The 17,885-nt window shown below is 63.6% G+C and carries 16 protein-coding genes and 1 tRNA gene; 9 read left to right on the top strand and 8 right to left on the bottom strand.

What is annotated here, in order from left to right; translation table 11 throughout:
* Nucleotides 1-13: 13 nt before the first annotated feature.
* Together arsC and arsH are read left to right on the top strand one after the other, a co-directional pair.
* Entirely contained in the window at nt 14-433 is a 420-nt protein-coding gene (gene arsC, locus HNE_RS04920) for an arsenate reductase (glutaredoxin) (RefSeq protein ID WP_011646015.1), read from the top strand.
* Complete coding sequence (gene arsH, locus HNE_RS04915; protein WP_011646014.1) at nt 426-1,148, top strand: arsenical resistance protein ArsH; 723 nt, start codon at nt 426-428, stop codon at nt 1,146-1,148. Before arsC ends, arsH begins: the two co-directional genes overlap by 8 nt.
* 28 nt (nt 1,149-1,176) lie before the next feature.
* Here the strand turns inward: arsH and HNE_RS04910 are convergent, their stop codons facing one another.
* Nucleotides 1,177-1,539 (bottom strand): YybH family protein, encoded by a 363-nt coding sequence (locus tag HNE_RS04910; RefSeq protein ID WP_011646013.1) that lies wholly within the window; start codon nt 1,537-1,539, stop codon nt 1,177-1,179.
* Between the two features lie 4 nt (nt 1,540-1,543).
* Complete coding sequence (locus HNE_RS04905) at nt 1,544-2,773, bottom strand: FAD-dependent oxidoreductase (RefSeq protein WP_011646012.1); 1,230 nt, start codon at nt 2,771-2,773, stop codon at nt 1,544-1,546.
* 157 nt (nt 2,774-2,930) lie between these two features.
* On the opposite strand from HNE_RS04905, the gene HNE_RS04900 reads away from it, so the two are divergent.
* From HNE_RS04900 to HNE_RS04885, 4 genes are all read left to right on the top strand, one after another.
* Complete coding sequence (locus HNE_RS04900) at nt 2,931-3,539, top strand: 2-hydroxychromene-2-carboxylate isomerase (protein WP_011646011.1); 609 nt, start codon at nt 2,931-2,933, stop codon at nt 3,537-3,539.
* Between the two features lie 4 nt (nt 3,540-3,543).
* Nucleotides 3,544-4,191, top strand: a complete 648-nt coding sequence (locus HNE_RS04895; protein ID WP_011646010.1) for a LysE family translocator — start codon at nt 3,544-3,546, stop codon at nt 4,189-4,191.
* A 106-nt stretch (nt 4,192-4,297) separates the two neighbouring features.
* The gene (locus HNE_RS04890) at nt 4,298-5,296 is read left to right on the top strand and encodes a haloalkane dehalogenase (protein WP_011646009.1); all 999 of its coding nucleotides are present in this window, start codon (nt 4,298-4,300) and stop codon (nt 5,294-5,296) included.
* 118 nt (nt 5,297-5,414) lie between these two features.
* Nucleotides 5,415-6,932 carry an acetyl-CoA acetyltransferase gene (locus HNE_RS04885; RefSeq protein ID WP_011646008.1) on the top strand — a complete coding sequence of 506 codons (1,518 nt, stop codon included), beginning with the start codon at nt 5,415-5,417 and terminating at the stop codon, nt 6,930-6,932.
* Here HNE_RS04885 and HNE_RS04880 read toward each other — a convergent pair.
* Nucleotides 6,925-7,638, bottom strand: coding sequence for a hypothetical protein (locus HNE_RS04880; protein ID WP_233352002.1), 714 nt, complete (start codon nt 7,636-7,638; stop codon nt 6,925-6,927). The two genes, HNE_RS04885 and HNE_RS04880, sit on opposite strands and share 8 nt — an antisense overlap.
* 77 nt (nt 7,639-7,715) lie before the next feature.
* On the opposite strand from HNE_RS04880, the gene HNE_RS04875 reads away from it, so the two are divergent.
* Nucleotides 7,716-8,726 (top strand): NAD(P)H-dependent glycerol-3-phosphate dehydrogenase, encoded by a 1,011-nt coding sequence (locus tag HNE_RS04875; protein ID WP_011646006.1) that lies wholly within the window; start codon nt 7,716-7,718, stop codon nt 8,724-8,726.
* 67 nt (nt 8,727-8,793) lie between these two features.
* Nucleotides 8,794-9,639, top strand: coding sequence for a crotonase/enoyl-CoA hydratase family protein (locus tag HNE_RS04870; RefSeq protein ID WP_011646005.1), 846 nt, complete (start codon nt 8,794-8,796; stop codon nt 9,637-9,639).
* A gap of 50 nt (nt 9,640-9,689) precedes the next feature.
* Here the strand turns inward: HNE_RS04870 and HNE_RS04865 are convergent, their stop codons facing one another.
* The 4 genes from HNE_RS04865 to lon form a co-directional block, all read right to left on the bottom strand.
* Nucleotides 9,690-11,171 carry a flavin-containing monooxygenase gene (locus HNE_RS04865; RefSeq protein WP_011646004.1) on the bottom strand — a complete coding sequence of 494 codons (1,482 nt, stop codon included), beginning with the start codon at nt 11,169-11,171 and terminating at the stop codon, nt 9,690-9,692.
* Between the two features lie 86 nt (nt 11,172-11,257).
* The gene (locus tag HNE_RS04860) at nt 11,258-12,301 is read right to left on the bottom strand and encodes an META domain-containing protein (RefSeq protein ID WP_011646003.1); all 1,044 of its coding nucleotides are present in this window, start codon (nt 12,299-12,301) and stop codon (nt 11,258-11,260) included.
* A 127-nt stretch (nt 12,302-12,428) separates the two neighbouring features.
* A tRNA-Val gene (locus HNE_RS04855) sits at nt 12,429-12,504 on the bottom strand.
* Nucleotides 12,505-12,628: 124 nt separating this feature from the next.
* Entirely contained in the window at nt 12,629-15,049 is a 2,421-nt protein-coding gene (lon, locus tag HNE_RS04850; RefSeq protein WP_011646002.1) for an endopeptidase La, read from the bottom strand.
* Nucleotides 15,050-15,364: 315 nt separating this feature from the next.
* Here lon and parE point away from each other — a divergent pair, with 315 nt between their 5' ends.
* Nucleotides 15,365-17,362 carry a DNA topoisomerase IV subunit B gene (gene parE / locus HNE_RS04845; protein ID WP_011646001.1) on the top strand — a complete coding sequence of 666 codons (1,998 nt, stop codon included), beginning with the start codon at nt 15,365-15,367 and terminating at the stop codon, nt 17,360-17,362.
* Nucleotides 17,363-17,441: 79 nt separating this feature from the next.
* Here the strand turns inward: parE and HNE_RS04840 are convergent, their stop codons facing one another.
* Complete coding sequence (locus HNE_RS04840) at nt 17,442-17,864, bottom strand: BLUF domain-containing protein (protein ID WP_233352001.1); 423 nt, start codon at nt 17,862-17,864, stop codon at nt 17,442-17,444.
* Nucleotides 17,865-17,885 lie beyond the last annotated feature (21 nt).

Below are 17,885 nucleotides of genomic sequence, written 5' to 3'. Positions count from 1 at the left end.
AAGGATCAGAAAGATGATCGTCATCCACCACAATCCGGACTGCGGCACCTCCCGCAACGTCCTCGCCATCATCAAGGCCAGCGGCGCCGAGCCGGTCGTAATCGACTATCTCAAGGAAGGCTGGACCCGGCCCCAGCTCCTCGGCCTCTTCGCCGCAGCCGGCCTCACGCCCCGCGCCGCCCTGCGCGAAAGCAAATCCCCCGCCAAGGAGCTTGGCCTGCTGGAGCCCGGCATCAGTGATGAGGCGATCCTCGCCGCCATGCTGGAACACCCCATCCTCGTCAACCGCCCCCTCGTCTGCTCCCCCAAGGGCGTGCGCCTCTGCCGCCCCAGCGAAGCGGTGCTCGATCTTCTCGAATCCCTGCCGCCCGGCCCTCTTTACAAGGAAGATGGCGAGATGATCATCGACGAGAAAGGACAGCGCATTGGCTGACCCCGAAACCACCCTGCCCGCGCTCGACGAAGCCAGCTTCCACCCGATAGACCGCGACGCGCTCCTCACGCCCCCGCCAAAAACCCATCCCCCGCGCATACTGCTGCTGCACGGATCGCTGCGCGAACGCTCCTTCTCCCGCTTCGCCAATGAGGAAGCCGCCCGCATCCTTCAGCGGCTTGGCTGCGAAACCCGCCACTTCGATCCCACAGGCCTCCCCCTCGCCGATGGCGCGCCCGACGATCATCCGAAAGTCCGGGAGCTGAGGGATCTCGTCATCTGGTCAGAAGGCATGGTCTGGTGCTCGCCGGAGCGTCACGGCGCGATGAGCGGCCTGATGAAAACCCAGATCGACTGGATACCCCTCGCCCTTGGCGGCGTGCGGCCCACGCAGGGAAAAACCCTCGCCGTCATGCAGGTCTGCGGCGGCTCGCAAAGCTTCAACGCCGTCAACCAGCTGCGCATTCTCGGCCGCTGGATGCGCCTCATCACCATCCCGAACCAGTCATCGGTCGCCAAAGCCTTCATGGAATTTGATGAGGCCGGCCGGATGAACCCCTCCCCCTATTACGACCGCATTGTGGACGTGATGGAAGAACTGGTGAAATTCACCCTGCTCACCCGCGACCGCGCCGATTATCTCGTCGACCGCTATTCAGAGCGCAAGGAAAGCCCCGCCGCCCTCTCCGCCCGCGTCAACCAAAAAAGCATCTGACCACGGATCACCCCGCCCGCCTGCGCCGTCAGGCGGGCAACTGGTGCACATACACCTCATTGTGCGTGATCTCGCCATCTTTCAGGAGTACGAGATCAAATCCGCGCAGCTTGCCGCCCGCCCCATCCGGGCCAACCGTACAGATCCACCGGCCACAGAAGCCGCCTTCAATGACCCACACGGCCTCGGGCACATACACCATCTCCGGCGTCGCCCCGAACAGGCCTTGCAGATACGTACGCAACGCGCCGCGCCCTTTCAGGCCGCCCGCCGTCTGCGGGTCCATGTAGACGGTGTCTTCCGAATAGAATGACACAAGCCGCTCGGTGTCCTTGTCCGACCAGGCCTTCAGCCAGTCCGCATTGAACGCTTCAATATCCACAACACTCATGATCTCAGCCCGCCTCAAGCACGCGTTGGCGATGGTCTTCGGTAAAGAATTCCGGCGGCACCATTTCCGGCCCCGCCAGCACGGCCACGCCGTGCATCCCGATCGTGGGATCGTTCAATCGCCGATGGTGATAGGCATGGCGCCGCGCCCGCGCCGTCTCGCCAAATTCCATATCCAGCGCCGCCTGCAACTGCCCCGCAAAGCGCAGCCGCCGCATCCGCTCGGCGCGTTCTTCCGCATACGGCGCAAAGTCCGGATTGCCGCCCGGCCCGGCCGCTTTCAGAATATCCGAAACCATCCGCACGTCGCGATAGGTGATCGACAGGCCCAGCCCATTGATCGGATCATTCCACCCCGCCGCATCGCCGATCAGCACGGCGCCCTGCGCAAAGGGTTCATCGGTCCAGCTGTCATTGTTGAAATACGCAAACAGCGGCCCCACAGGCGTGCCCGCCGCAATCGCTTCGTTTGCCGGCACGGAGTCAAACCGGAACGCCTCCAGAAACCGCTGCTCGCGGTCCTCCCCGGCAAACCGGCGCTTGTCCTCCAGCGCATAGCCACCATAAACGCGCACCTTGGTGCCGCCCTGCGGGAACGCCAGAAACCCGAAATTCCGCTCCGTCCCGATGGACTGGCGCGTATCATCAATCCCCTTCACATTATCGACCAGCAGCCCGGCAAACCAGTGATGCGGCTTGTCCTGATGCAGACCGATCCCCGCCGCGCTGCGCACTTCCGATTGCCGCCCTTCGGCCCCCACAATCAGCGGTGCGCTGGCCGTATGGCTGGCCCCTTCATGCGTATACGTCACGCCCGGCGCCGCCCCCAGCGTCACGCTCTCGATCACTACGGGGCGCAGCGCCGTCGCGCCCGCGCGCACCGCTTCGCCAAACAGCGTCTCGCAATGATGGGGATGGCCAATGCACAGCGGCCCGGCAATATCCGGCAACAGACCCAGCGGAACCGCCGCCTGCTCACACAGCTCCGGCGGCAGGCTCTCATCATAGGTCACATGCGAGGTGATGTGATGCCCGCCCGCGCCTTTCAGCAGGTCATACAGCCCTACGCGCTTGGTCTCGGCCACGCCCCAGGGCGCAATCCATTCTCCGCGCACACGGTCCTCATACTGAGCTTGCTTCTCCAGCAGCAGCACGCTCCAGCCCGCTTTTGCCATCACCGCCGCCAGGGCCGAGCCGCCAATGCCGCCGCCCACGATGATCAGATCATATTTCATGAGGCTCCCCTGTCGTCTGTTATCTGTTTTCGCCAATCATCATTCCCCGGCGCAGGCTGTCAAACTTGACCACGCGGCACTCAAGGCCATCGGTTGACGTTTATCCGCTTTGCCCCGAGGTAAGCCGTATGGCCCTTTCTGCCGGAGGAATGCCTGAATGCGCCCGCCTGCCCCGATCGAATTCTGGTTCGATTTTTCTTCCGGCTATGCCTATTTCGCCGCTCAGGAAATTGACGCGCTCGGCGCCCGTGTCGGCCGCCCCATCCTCTGGCGCCCCTATATGCTGGGCACGGCGTTCAAGGTCACCGGCATGCGCGGCCTCTCTGCCACACCGGTAAAGGGCGGCTATGCCCGCCACGACTGGCAGCGCGCGGCCCGTAAGCTCGGGGTCCCCTTCGCCCCGCCTGCCGATCACCCGAAAATCGCCCTGCCCGCCACCCGCGCCTTCTACTGGATAGAGGCCCACCATCCCGGCCAGGAACGCCCCTTCGCCCGCGAGATCTTCGCCCGCTACTATTCCGGCGCGCTCGATAGCAGCGACCCCGATGCCATCGCCGCCCTCGCCGGCCCGCTCGGGCTGGACGCAGCCGCCCTGCGCGAAGGCCTCGAAACCCCCGCCATCAAGGACCATGCCCGCGCCACCAGCGAAGCGGCCATCGCGCGCGGCATCTTCGGCTCGCCCTTCTTCGTGATTGATGAGGAACCCTTCTGGGGCTGGGACCGTCTGCCCATGCTCGAGGACTGGGCCCGCACGGGCGGCTGGTAAGCCTATGGACCCCGCCGCCGCCATCCTCTCCTTCTCCGTCGCCGCCCTGCTGCTGACGCTGACGCCCGGCCTCGATACCGCGCTCGTCCTGCGCACAGCCACCGTCGAAAGCCCCCGCCGGGGCATGATCGCAGGCGCCGGCGTCACGCTCGGCGTCCTCGTCTGGGGCATTGCGGCCGCCGCCGGTGTCGGCTCCCTCGCCGCCGCCTCCCCGCTCGCCTACCAGGCCCTGCGCATCGCGGGCGCTCTCTATGTCCTCTGGCTCGGCGGCCAGATGATCTGGTCAGCATACCAGACGCTCCGCCACCACAAAGCAGCAGATAAAGTCAGCGCGCAAACCGCCCGCCAGCCCAACTGGTTCCTCCGGGGTCTGACGACTAATCTGCTCAATCCCAAAGTTGGCCTCTTCTACGCAAGCTTCCTGCCGCAATTCCTCCCGAGAGACCATTTCGGCCCAGCCGGCCTCGTCGCCTTCGGCGCCGGCCTCGCCCTCATCCATTGCGCCTTTGGCCTCGCCTTCTTTGCCCTCATCACCAGCGCCGCCGCCCGCGCCAGCCGCTTCCTCGCCCGCCCCGGCGTGCGCGGGGGCATCGAGGGGCTCACCGGCCTCGTCCTCTGCGCCGCCGCCCTCCTGCTGCTGATTGCGCATTAGGCGCCGGCTCAGGAGCCTCAAAAAAAATCCTGTTGCCCCCCGCCTGAAGAAGTGGCACGAATAATGCCAATACCTGAAATGCCAAGGCTGGGGGCAAGAGAAAAAAATGAAGGTCATGCGGACACCGGACGCACGGTTTGAAAACCTGCCGGATTACCCCTTCGCCCCGCATTATCACAACGTGACAGCCCCAGACGGCACACCCCTGCGGATGCATTATCTCGACGAAGGCCCGCGTGACGGCGAGATCCTCCTCTGCCTCCACGGCCAGCCCTCCTGGAGCTATCTTTACCGCAAGATGATCCCCCTGCTGACGGCCGCCGGATACCGCGTCCTGGCGCCAGACCTCATCGGCTTCGGCAAATCCGACAAGCCAGGGGCCATCGAGGACTATTCCTATTCCGGCCATGCCGCCTGGCTGGAAGAGTGGATGCTGGCCCTGGACCTCACCGGTCTCACCCTCGTCTGTCAGGACTGGGGCGGCCTCCTCGGCCTGCGCCTGGCGGGTATGCACCCGGATCGCTTCAAACGCCTCGTCGTGGCCAATACCGGCCTGCCCGATTCCAGACAACTCGCCCCGCAGATGTCGGAAATGCTCGGCATGCTCTATCCGCAGGTGCCCGTGCCCAGCGCCAGCGATGTGGGCGATGCCTTCCGCTCTGGCGCGCCCGGCGCTTTTCTCTTCTGGGTCAAATACGCCGCCGAGGCACCGGACTTTGCCGTCCGCGATGTCTTTGGTCTTCTGTCGGACATTTCCGACGACGCCGTTCTGAATGGTTATGAGGCTCCGTTCCCGGACGAAACCTATCTCGCCGGCGCCCGCCGTTTTCCCTCCCTCGTACCCCTCCTGCCCAATGGCGCGGAGGAGCGCGCCAAGAACGACGCCGCCTGGGCCGTTCTGGAAAAGTTCGAGAAGCCTGTCCTCACCGCCTTCGCTGATGACGATCCCGTCACCAAGGGCGGCGAAGCGGCTTTCCAGACCCGTATCCCCGGCGCCAAGGGCCAGAACCACGTCACCATCTCTGGCGGCGGCCACTTCCTGCAAGAACACCGCCCCGAAGCCTTCAGCCAGGCCATCATCACCTTCATGCGCGCCAACCCCTGAAGCCCTCTCAGATTTAGTACACACCCCCGCCGCCCCTTCCCCTGCGTCGGGGCTCCCAAGACGGCTTACCGCACGTTAAACGAAGCGCAGACCTGTTTAAACTTGAGGAGCGCGGGCAATGGCAAAAGGTGATTTTCCGGTCCTGATCGGCGTAGGCCAGGCGATGAGCCAGTGGGACGGCAAGAACGGCGCAGACGGCGCCCCCTCGCCCCTCTCCCTGATGGCAGACGCCTCCAACGCCGCCCTTGTGGACACCGGCGTCTCCGGCATGGCCGCCGCCATTGACGCCCTCGCCGTGGTGCGCATCTTTGAGGACTCCGTCCCCGGCGACCGCCACCCCCACGGCCACAACACAAACCTCCCCGGAACCCTCGCCCGCGAGACGAACACCAATCCCGGCTACCTCGTCTACGAAACCGTCGGCGGCCAGAGCCCCCAGGCCCTCGTCAACGAGTTCGCCCGCCGCATTCATGACGGCGAGTTTGATGCCGTCCTCATCTCCGGCTCGGAAGCCAACCGCGCCTCAAAAGGCGCCCGCAAGAACGGCGTCGAGATCAACTGGGCCGATCAGGACGCGCGCGACTATGAAGACCGGGGCCTCGGCCCGATGATGCTCTCGCGCGGCGAAATCAAGCACGGCCTCGTCACGCCCGCTTACTTCTACGGCCTGTTCGAAAACGCCATCGCCGCCCGCGAAGGCCGGGGCCGCGCAGGCCAGCGCAAGGCCATGGCCGAGCTGTTCCAGCCCTTCTCCGCTACGGCCGCGAAAAACCCCTGGTCGCAATTCCCGCAGGAACATTCGGTGGAGTTCCTCTCCACCCCCTCGCGCGAAAACTATGAGTATGCAGACCCCTTCCTGAAATGGTTCATCGCCCAGGACGCCGTCAATCAGGGCGCCGCCGCGATCATCGTCTCCTCCTCGAAGGCCGACGAACTCGGCGTGCCGGAAGGAAAGCGCGTCTATCTCCATGGCGGCGGCGAGGCAGGCGACGATCACATCTCCGTCCGCCCGGTTCTGGACCGCTCCTGGGCCATGGACACCGCCGTCTCCCGCGCCCTTGCTCAAGCGGGCAAGACCACGGCAGACATCCACCATTTCGATCTCTACTCCTGCTTCCCCTGCGCCGTCTTCTCCGGCGCGGCGGCCCTCGGTATCGACTGGAAAACGGACAAACGCCCCCTCACGCTCACAGGCGGGCTTCCCTTCTTCGGTGGCCCGGGAAACAACTACTCCCTGCACGGAATAGCCGAGATGGTCGCCCTGCTGCGTGAAAACCCCGGCAATACCGGCCTCGTCCTCGCCAATGGCGGCTGGATGACCAAGGAAGCCGCCGGCGTCTACTCCGCCGCCAAACCGGCCAAATTCACCCCCGCCGAAAAAGGCGCCAAACCGGCAGAACAAGTCGAAATCGCCACTGAATCCTGCGAAGGCACGCTCGAAACCTTCACCGTTACCCACGGCAAGGAAGGCCCCGAACGCGGCATCATCTTCGCCCGCCTTGCCGACGGCCGCCGCGCCATCGCCAACAACGCGGACGCCGCCACGCTGGCCGTGCTGCGCGAAGACGCCAGCCCCGTCGGCCGCAAAGTCGCCATCACAGTCGACGGCGAAACCGGCAGCTTTCAGTTCAAATAGACGGGGCCGTGCGCGGGGCGCTTCTCCACCTGACCCGGATAAGCCAGAAGATCATCAGCAACAGGATCAAAGGTTCAGGCAGGGAGAGAACGCCGCTCTCCCTGACACTTTGCGGAAACGCTGACGCGCCGGGGCCGGTAAACAGCGACCCTGCCGCGATGAAGAAACCAAATGACATACGCCATAAATGGCGTGAGAGCCGGTCGGCTGGCCCAAGGGTCCGGGCAATCAGTGTCCGGACATCCCCCAGCGTGGCGATCAGACAGATGGCCCCGAGAAAGATATAAGGTCCGGGCCCGTATCCCAGCATCGTCCCCGCCTCCGCACGGGAAGCTTCCCAGGCGAGCCAGAACATCGCCCCAGTCAGGGTCGATGCGATGGCAAACATCGCAAGATGGCTTCGCTGCCCGGCCCGTCCGGCGGCGGCCAGCACACCGGACCCGACAAGATACACCGTCAGTACGCCCGCGAGGAACGCAAGGAACTGATCGTCAACAATAAGGGCCAGGCAACACCCGGCCACTGACGAAAGAACGAGCGAAACCGCAAACACCCGGCCCGAGAGCCTGTGGAGTTTTGCACCCTTTTTCAAAACCATCGCAGAAGCGCCTGCGACGATTGAAATCGTTCCGAATAGAATATGAATGACCGTCAAGGCTAACATTTGCGGTCCCCGCTTCTGTTGCCCTCGTCTCCCACCTGACATTGCAGGTATTGCCGTTTGCGCAGCGTCCGTCAATCGGGCCGCTTGCCCCCCGCCCCGGCTTCGGCCAAAACCGGCCCATGACACAGCACTTCAAGACATTCGGCGTCATCGGCGCGGGCGCCTGGGGCACAGCCATCGCGCAGATGCTGGCCCGCGAAGGCCAGACCGTGCATCTCTGGGCGCTCGAGCCCGAGGTCGCCGCCGCCATCAACACCGCCCGCGAGAACACCGCCTTCCTCAAAGGCGTGCCCCTGAAGCCGGAAATCCGCGCCACCAACAAGCTGGAAGACCTTGGCCTCGCCGACGCCATCTTCGCCGTCGCCCCCGCCCAGCACACCCGCACAACCCTGCGCGCCCTGCGCGCCAGCCTGCGTCCCGGCACGCCCGTCGTCCTCTGCTCCAAGGGCATCGAACTCGCCACCGGCGAATTCATGACCCAGGTTCTGAAGGATGAGCTTCCCGAAGCCATCCCCGCCGTCATGTCCGGCCCCAGCTTCGCCATCGACGTCGCCAAGGGCCTGCCCACCGCGGTCACCCTCGCCATCGAAGATACCCGCCTCGGCACAGAGCTGATCCAGGCCATCTCCACGCCCACCTTCCGGCCCTATCTGGGTACGGACCTTCTGGGGGCGGAAGTCGGCGGCTCGGTGAAAAACGTCCTCGCCATCGCCTGCGGCATCGCGCTCGGCAAGGGCCTCGGCCGCTCCGCCCATGCCGCCCTCATCGCACGCGGCTATGCCGAGATGACCCGCCTCGCCCTGACGCTGGGCGCAGAGGCGGAAACCCTCACCGGCCTCTCCGGCCTCGGCGATCTCGTGCTCACCTGCTCGTCGGAAACCAGCCGCAACATGTCCCTCGGCCTCGCGCTCGGCAAAGGCGAAACCCTCGCCAGCATCCTCGCCGCCCGCAACGCCGTGACCGAAGGCGTTGCCACCGCCCCGGTCCTGCGCCGCCTCGCCCGCAGCCAGGGCATCGAAATGCCCATCTGCGAAGCCGTCGCCGCCGTCATCGAAGGCGAAATCACCGTGGATGACGCCATCACCGCCCTCCTGATGCGCCCGGTAAAAGCCGAAGCGGTAAAGCCTTAGCGCCGCGTCACCCCTCGCCGCGCCGCGTCTGCCTGCTACACTCCTCCCCAACCGGAGGAGACACCCCATGCTGAAAGACACATACGAAGCCTTCAAGGTGACCATCGAAGACAAGGTCGCCCACATCCAGATGTCGCGCCCCGAGGCGATGAACACGATGAACAAGGCGTTCTGGAACGAACTGCCCGAAATCGTCCGCACCATCGACAATAACGCGCTGGCCCGCGTCATCGTCATTTCCTCCACCGGCAAGCATTTCTCTGCTGGGATGGATACGTCCGTCTTCACCACGCCCCGCCCCGCCGCCGATCATGACCGCTTCGTGATGGCCGAGGCCTTCCGACTGAACGTGAAGGCCATCCAGTCCTCCTTCAACTGCATGGAAGAAGCCCGCGTGCCGGTCCTCTTCGCCTGCCACGGCGCAGTCATCGGCGGCGCCATCGACATGATCACCGCCGGCGACATCCGCTGGTGCACCAAAGACGCCTATTTCTGCATCATGGAAATCAACATCGCGATGACCGCCGATGTCGGCACCTTCCCGCGCCTCCAGCGCTACATCCCCGAAGGCTGGGTGAAAGAACTCGCCTATACCGGCCGCAAGATCGATGCTGCCAAGGCCAAGGAAATCGGCCTGGTGAACGACATCTACGACACCCATGAAGAGCTCATCGCCGGCGTCATGGCCACGGCCCGCGAGATCGCCTCGAAAAACCCCCTCGCCGTCACCGGCTCCAAGGTCCTCATCAATTACGGCCGCGACCACACCACCGCCGAAACGCTCGACTATATCGGCCTCTGGAACACCGCCATGTTCCCCCCGCCGCACATGGCCGAAGCCTTTGCCGCCCGCGCCGAAAAACGCGAGCCGGTCTTCCCCGACCTCGCCCCCGTCCGTACAGAGCCTATGTAACAAAAAAAGCCCCCTCCTCGGAGGGGGCTTTTTCTTTTCTGGCGAAAGGATCAGCCCTTCACCACCTCAAAATCCGTCCAGTCCGGCGTGCGCGTCTCTTTCTTGTAATCGGTCGTCTTGCCATACCAGTTATTGGTCACCTTGCCGGCCTCGTTCTTGTACCAGCTGTGGCAGTCCGACGCCCAGACCGTCTTGGCAATCTCGCTCTGTACACGCACGTTATAAGCGGTCATCGCTGAGGGCGTCACGTCAATCGCCGCCACGCCCTTCTCGGCAATCTTGTCGATACACTGGATCATGTAGTGGATCTGGTGCTCCACCATCAGGATGATGGAGTTGTGGCCAAGATTGGTATTGGGTCCATACAGCAGGAAGAGGTTCGGGAAGCCCGAGACCGCCATCCCCTTGAACGCCTCGGCGCCATCCTTCCAGGCCTGGTTCAGGCTGAGGCCATTGCGGCCATACACCTGCATCGGCGTCAGGAACTCGGTCGACTGGAACCCCGTCGCCCAGATGATCGCGTCACATTTATATTCCTGCCCGTCCTCGCCGATCACCCCGTCCGGCGTCACCGCCTTGATGCCCTGGCGCAGCACGTCGACATTCGGCTTGGCCAGCGCGGGATAATAATCATCCGAGATCAGAATACGTTTGCACCCCGGCTCGAAATCCGGCGTCAGCTTCTCGCGCAGCACAGGGTCCTGCACCTGATCTTCCAGATGCTTCTGGCACATCTTCTTCATGGAATCGGCCAGCCCCAGCGGAGACTTCTGCAAGAACGCGCCAAAGCCGAAATCGGCAAACGCCCGGATGCGCCACCGATACCAGTTGATCCGCCAGTCTGCGCCCGCAAAGTATTTCTTCGCTTTGGCGTCATACGCCCGCTGCCCGCGCGGACGGCACCAGGCCGGCGAGCGCTGAAAGCTCAGCATCTTGCCGACGACCTTCTGAATCTCCGGCACAAACTGCACCGCGCTCGGACCATTTCCGATCACCGCAACCGTCTTGCCTTTCAGACCCACCGAATGGTCCCACCGCGCCGAATGGAACGCCCCGCCCTTGAACGTGTCGAGGCCGGGGAAGTTGGGCGTATGCGGAATGTTCAGCTGCCCCAGACCGGAAATCAGCACATCGGCCGTATACGTCTTCCCCGCCCGGTCGGTCAGCGTCCAGCTGTTGGCCGCGTCATCCCACCGGCACTCGGTAATCTCGGTGTTGAACCGGCAATGCCGGCGCACATCATACTTGTCGGCAAAATCCTCGAAATATTTGAGGATCTGCGGCTGGAGCGACCATTTGTAATCCCAGTCCGGATTAAGCTCGAACGAATAGGAATAAAGATGGCTGGGCACATCACATCCGCATCCCGGATAGGTGTTGTCCCGCCAGGTGCCGCCTACCCCGCCAGACTTCTCGAAAATGTCGATGACGCTGTAGCCAGCTTCCTTGAGCTTGGCCGCCGCGCCCAGCCCGCTCATCCCGGCGCCGAGAATGGCAATCCGTGTCGTCGCCTTGTTGACCGCCTGGTCCATTAGCCGCTTGCCTCCCTGATAGGTATCTTTCCGTCAGGATTGCTAAGTGCTGCCCGGCGCGTCAACCGGTGCCCGAGGGGCAGGGCTTACGGGCGCCGGGCGTAGATCTGGCGGAACTCATGGTCGCGCAGTTCCATCTCCCCGGTCTCGTCAAACGAGATCGCCGTCACCTGCCGCAGCGCGTCCTGAAAGGCCTGCTCCTGCTCCATGATGTCCGGCTCACACGCCATCTCGGTCGTGGTCACGTCGCCCACGCTCAGCCCCTCGCCCGAAATCGTGTAATCGGCGCCATAGCCGTTACAGCCAGACTTGCCGCTCACGCGTCCCGTATCGGGCACAAACTGTCCCGGTGTGTCCGGTTCTGTCCTGGCATTGGCTTCGAATGTCATCGTAAGGACCGCCCCCGGCATCACCGGCGCCCCGTTCACCTCGATCACGTCCCACGCGCCGGTCAGCAGGTCCTGCGTATCCCCGCCACAGCCCTGCACGCGCGCATCTTCCATCTGCACCGTCACCGTCTTGGGATAGGGCATGCCCGACATGTCATCGGCGCACACCTTGTCCAGCACCGTCACCGCCAGATTGCCGTCAGCCGTGGCATAGCGCTTCCCGCCATCGACCGTTTCGGCCGCCGGCTGGGGCGCCTCATACCGGCCCTCGCCATAGGCATACACATAGGTCAGCGTCGTCCCGTCCAGCGTCACCGTCCAGCCCGGCTCATTGCCGCGCGCGGTAAACGTCTCGGCCGCCGTCTCCAGCTCCGCCGTGTCAATCGCCCCGGCCGGCTCACCATAGCCACCCACCTGCGAGCAATCGGCATATTCCACGCCTTCCAGCACCAGCGTTCCGCCCTCGCCCTTGTTCCAGAACGAGGTTTCCGGCTCGCCCTCAGCGGCATATTTGGCGCCTGAAGCGGTCTTCACCGGCGCCATCCGGTATTCTTTCCCGTTGGCGCGCAGCACCGTCTCCTCGTCCAGAATGCCGACCGATATGTCCATCCCGCTGCACGAATAGTCCGTGCCAAACGCCAGCGACGCGCTCGCGTCCCCGGCCGGTTCCGGCGCCGGCGCGCCACAGGCAGCCATGACCAGCGGCGCCGCCGCCACCATCAGAAGACGGGAAAGTTTCATGGCGTGTTCCTCCAGTGGGCGGGCCGATCCCGCATGCCGCGTGCGCAATTATAGCGTGCCCTACGCGGCGCGTGCGTCAAGCATGGTACAAAACCAAGGCAAAAACACGTCAACCAGGGAAGGAAAATGGTGGGCGATGACGGGCTCGAACCGCCGACATCCTGCGTGTAAAGCAGGCGCTCTACCAACTGAGCTAATCGCCCCACCGCCGCCCTCTTAACCGGGCGAGTGGCAGGAAGGCAAGTGTGGTTTGCTGCTGTCACCCCCCAAACAAAAAAGCCCCCTCATCGAGGGGGCTTTTCCAAAAGTTTCAGCGTCGCTGGCAGATCAGTGCGTGCGCACCGCATCGCCGTCCGTTGCCGGGGCCGGTCCGCCGCCCAGGCTCGCCTGCAGGCGCGCCTCATCGGCTTCAGACCATTCGATCGCCGTCAGAGGCCCGGTCAGCGCCAGTTTCAGCACTTCCTGGATGTCCGACACCGGAATGATCTTCATGCCGGTTTTGACGTTATCGGGGATCTCATCGAGGTCCTTCTCGTTTTCCTTCGGGATCAGCACCGTCTTGATGCCGCCGCGCAGGGCCGCGAGCAGTTTCTCCTTGAGGCCGCCAATCGGCAGCACCCGTCCACGCAAGGATATCTCGCCTGTCATCGCCACTTCGCGGTTCACCGGAATGCCGGTCAGCAGCGAAACGATGGCCGTGGTCATGGCCGCGCCCGCAGACGGGCCATCCTTGGGCGTTGCGCCATCTGGCACGTGCACGTGGATGTCGGTCGTGTTGAACACGGTCGGCTTGATGCCGAGGTCCACAGAGCGGGCCCGCACGAGCGAGCTGGCCGCCGAAATCGACTCCTTCATCACATCGCGCAGGTTACCCGTCACCTTCATCGCGCCCCGGCCGGGCATTTTCACCGCCTCGATGGTCAGCAGGTCGCCGCCCACTTCCGTCCAGGCAAGGCCGGTGACAGCGCCCACCTGATCGGTTTCGTCGGCAAGGCCGTAGCGATGCTTCCGGACGCCCGCATATTTGGCGAGATTGTCCGAATCGATGGTCAGGCTCGTATGCTCGCCCGTTGCAATCTCACGCACAGCCTTGCGGGCAAGGCGCGAAACTTCACGCTTCAGGCTCCGCACGCCCGCTTCACGCGAATAGTAGCGGATCAGGTCGCGGATGGCCTCGTCGGTCACGATCCATTCGTCATCCCTGAGACCATGATCCTCGCGCACCTGCGGAATGAGGTGGCGCTTGGTGATCTCCAGCTTCTCTTCTTCGGTGTAGCCCGCGATACGGATGATCTCCATCCGGTCCAGCAGCGGCTGAGGCATGTTGAGCGAGTTCGCCGTCGTCACGAACATCACGTCGGAGAGGTCATAGTCGACCTCCAGATAATGGTCGTTGAACGTCGAGTTCTGCTCAGGGTCGAGCACTTCGAGCAGCGCCGAAGCCGGATCGCCGCGATGGTCCATGCCCATCTTGTCGATCTCGTCGAGCAGGAACAGCGGGTTGCCGCTCTTGGTCTTCTTCAGGCTCTGGATCACCCGGCCCGGCATCGAGCCGATATAGGTCCGGCGGTGACCGCGGATCTCGCTCTCATCGCGCACGCCGCCCAGCGACACACGCACAAAGTCGCGTCCCGTGGCTTCGGCAATCGAGCGGCCCAGCGAGGTCTTACCCACGCCCGGAGGCCCGACGAGACAGAGGATCGGGCCTTTGAGGCGCCCGGTCCGCTTCTGCACGGCGAGGTATTCGAGAATACGCTCTTTCACCTTGTCGAGGCCGTAATGGTCGTCATCGAGCTGCTTCTCGGCTTTGAGAAGGTCAGTTTCGATGTCCTTCCGCTTGCCCCAGGGCAGCGACAGAATCCAGTCGAGATAGTTCCGCACAACCGTCGATTCCGCCGACATCGGCGACATCTGACGCAGCTTCTTCATCTCGGCTTCGGCCTTGGTGCGCGCTTCCTGGCTCAGCGGCGTGTCGGCAATCTTCTGGTCAAGCTCGGCCAGCTCATCGCGCTCGCCGCCCTCGCCGCCAGAATCGCCCAGCTCGCGCTGGATCGCCTTCATCTGCTCGTTGAGATAATATTCGCGCTGGGTCTTCTCCATCTGCCGCTTGACGCGGTTTTTGATCTTCCGCTCCATCTGCAGCATGCCCATCTCGCCTTCCATCAGCGAGAAGACCTTCTCCAGCCGGTCTTTAACCTCCGGCATCTCCAGCAATTCCTGCTTGTCGGAAAGCTTCACAGAGAGGTTTGACGCCACCTGATCGGCAAGCCGGCCCGGATCAGTCAGCTGGCTGATCGTGGTCACCGCCTCAGGCGGGATCTTGCGGTTAAGCTTCACATAGTTCTCGAACTGCTCCTGCACGGCGCGCATCAGCGCCTGCACATCAGCGCCCGACGCATCGGCTTCCGGAATGGCCTCAACCTCAGCCTCGAAATACTCGGCCCGGTCATGCAGCGCCACCAGGCGCGCGCGCGAGCGGCCCTCGACCAGCACCTTCACGGTGCCATCGGGCAGCTTCAAGAGTTGCAGGATGGTCGCCAGCGTGCCCGTCGCATGCAGGTCACTGGTCACAGGGTTGTCGACGGCCGCATCCTTCTGGGCCACCAGCATGATCTCATTGTCGGACTCGTCGATCATCTCGAGCGCCCGGACGGACTTGTCGCGGCCCACAAAGAGGGGGGCGACCATGTCAGGAAAAACAACGATGTCCCGAAGCGGCAACACCGGCACTGTTTTTGTCTTTGGCATCTGAAGTGCCTCCTTTGATTCGGGTCCCGCTGAGCAGCAACCCTTATACCCTGTCATGCCACACTAGGACATTAATTGGGCGACAGTGGGAATGTGGAAACCCCAGCTTAACCCTTCAAGCTGAACGCTGCTCAACAATCCTGTGAATTGCGCTTACGCAACCGTGGCCCCCTTGCCCCACCCGGCAAACCCCGCCAGATGTCCTGCTATCTGGCAGAAAGCCGAAGGTTAATGCGCCGTTAAGGCTTTAACCTCCTATCTGCCACGACAGTTCCGCCGGGTCATCGGCGGCTTTCAGTGACGGAGAAGCAGTCCATGTCCTCAGCGCGGCAGATGAAGCAAGACGACCTGCTGGCGGGCACAGCGGGCTATTCCGCCAAGGACATCGAGGTCCTCGAAGGCCTTGAGCCCGTCCGCAAGCGCCCCGGCATGTATATCGGCGGCACCGATGAGCGCGCCTGGCACCACCTCTTCGCTGAAGTCCTCGACAACGCCATGGACGAAGCCGTTGCCGGCTATGCCAACCGCATCGACATCAAGCTCGACGCTGACGGCTTCCTCACCGTGGTCGACAATGGCCGCGGCATCCCGATCGACCCGCACCCGAAATTCCCCAAGAAATCAGCGCTCGAAGTCATCATGACGACGCTCCATTCGGGCGGCAAATTCTCCGACAAAGCCTACTCCACCGCCGGAGGCCTCCACGGCGTCGGCATCTCGGTCGTCAACGCCCTGTCTGAACTCGTCGAAGTCGAAGTCGCCCGCGACCGCACGCTCTACCGCCAGGATTTCTCGCGCGGCCTGCCGCTCGGCAAGCTCCAGAAGGTCGGCGCTGCGCCCAACCGGCGCGGCACCTCCGTGCGCTTCAAGCCCGACTTCCAGATCTTCGGCGACAAGCTCCGCTGGCGCCCCCAGCGCCTCTTCCAGATGGCGCGCTCGAAGGCTTACCTCTTCCGCGGCGTCGAAGTGCGCTGGTCCTGCGATCCCGAGCTTCTTCCCGAGGACTCCAAAGTCCCCGCCGAAGCCGTCCTCTCCTATCCCAATGGCCTGGCCGACCAGCTCACCGAAGTCTTCGGCGACAAGTCCACCATCACCGAGACCCCCTTCACCGGCCTCGTTGACATGGGCGCCGAGGGTAAGGTCGAATGGGCCATCGCCTGGACCCAGGCCGGCTTTGGCGAGGCAGACGGCTTCGCCCGCTCCTATTGTAACACCATCCCGACGCCCGAAGGCGGCACCCACGAAGCCGGCTTCCGCTCGGCCATCACCAAGGGCATCCGCAATTTCGGAGACCTGACCGGCAACAAGAAAGCCGCCGAAGTCACCGCCGAGGATGTCATGGGCCATTCCGGCCTCCTCCTCTCGGTCTTCATCCGTGGCCCTGAATTCGTCGGCCAGACCAAGGACAAGCTCTCCTCCACCCACGCCTTCCGCTTGGTGGAAAACGCGGTACGGGACCACTTCGACCATTGGCTCGCCGGCTCCCCCAAGGAAGCAAACAAGCTGCTCGGCTGGGCCATCGACCGCGCCGATGAACGCGCCAAGCGCCGCAAGGCCAAGGAAATCAGCCGAAAGTCTGCCACCAAGAAACTCCGCCTCCCCGGCAAACTCGCCGATTGCTCGGCTAAAGGCCCGGAAGGCACCGAACTCTTCCTCGTCGAAGGCGACTCGGCCGGCGGCTCCGCCAAACAGGCCCGCAACCGCGAGACGCAGGCGATCCTCCCCCTGCGCGGCAAGATCCTCAACGTCGAAAGCGCTTCAGACGACAAGCTGATGGGCAACCAGGAACTGGCCGACCTCTCCCTCGCCCTCGGCACAGAACTCGGTCGCAAGTTCAACATCGACGATCTGCGCTATGAGCGCATCATCATCATGACCGATGCGGACGTCGACGGGGCCCACATCGCCGCCCTGCTCATCACCTTCTTCTACCGGCTCACCCCCGGCCTGATCGAAAGCGGGCGGCTCTATCTCGCCCTGCCGCCCCTGTTCAAACTCTCGAACAAGGGCAACATCCATTACGCCATGGATGACGCCGACCGGGCCCGGATCATGAAGGAACACTTCAAGGGCAACCAGAAGGTCGAGATGACGCGCTTCAAGGGTCTGGGCGAAATGAACCCCGCCCAGCTCAAAGAAACCACCATGAACCCGTCCAGCCGCACGCTGGCGCGCGTCACGCTCCCGGCGGCAATGGATGATCTCGAAATCAATCCCGCCGACCTCATCAACACCCTGATGGGCAAAAAAGCCGAACTCCGCTTCCGCTTCATCCAGGAAAACGCCGCCTTCGTCGAAGAGCTCGACATCTAGGCTCAGGCTCACCGCGCCCTCTCCCCACAGCGTTTGCGCGTGGCTGCGGCAAGCACCAACCCAGTCAGCGAACGCGCCGTCAGGTCTGCCGGATGAATTTCGAGAAAGCGTAGATCAGGTCCCGCGGCACATGCGCCGGCATCAGGCTGTCGATCGGGTCGTCCCGGCGCACCAGCATCCAGCCATTGCCCCCGCCCTGGTCGACGCGGAAATAATTCATCGACCAGTCGGGAAAAACCCGGCGGTCGGCCTGCTCGGCCAGAATGCGCACCACGCCGCCATGGCGGTCATCCTCAAGGATGCGGCCAAAGATTGTGGCAACTTCTGGGCGCGGCCCTTCAAGAAGCTGCATGAAGTTGTCGCCATTGTGCACCAGATAGCCGGTGATCCGGCGCTCATCGTTATTGGACTGGGACGTGTTGAGAATGCTCAACATATCCTCCTCCGACAGGCCGGGGCGGGCTGTGCTTACATAGATCAGGCGGAACAGGTCGTTGCTCATGCAGGTAGAACGAATGGGCAG

Origin of the sequence: Hyphomonas neptunium ATCC 15444, from assembly GCF_000013025.1 — a bacterium.
GTDB classification, from domain to species: domain Bacteria; phylum Pseudomonadota; class Alphaproteobacteria; order Caulobacterales; family Hyphomonadaceae; genus Hyphomonas; species Hyphomonas neptunia.
This window is presented reverse-complemented; position numbering and strand designations above follow the sequence as displayed.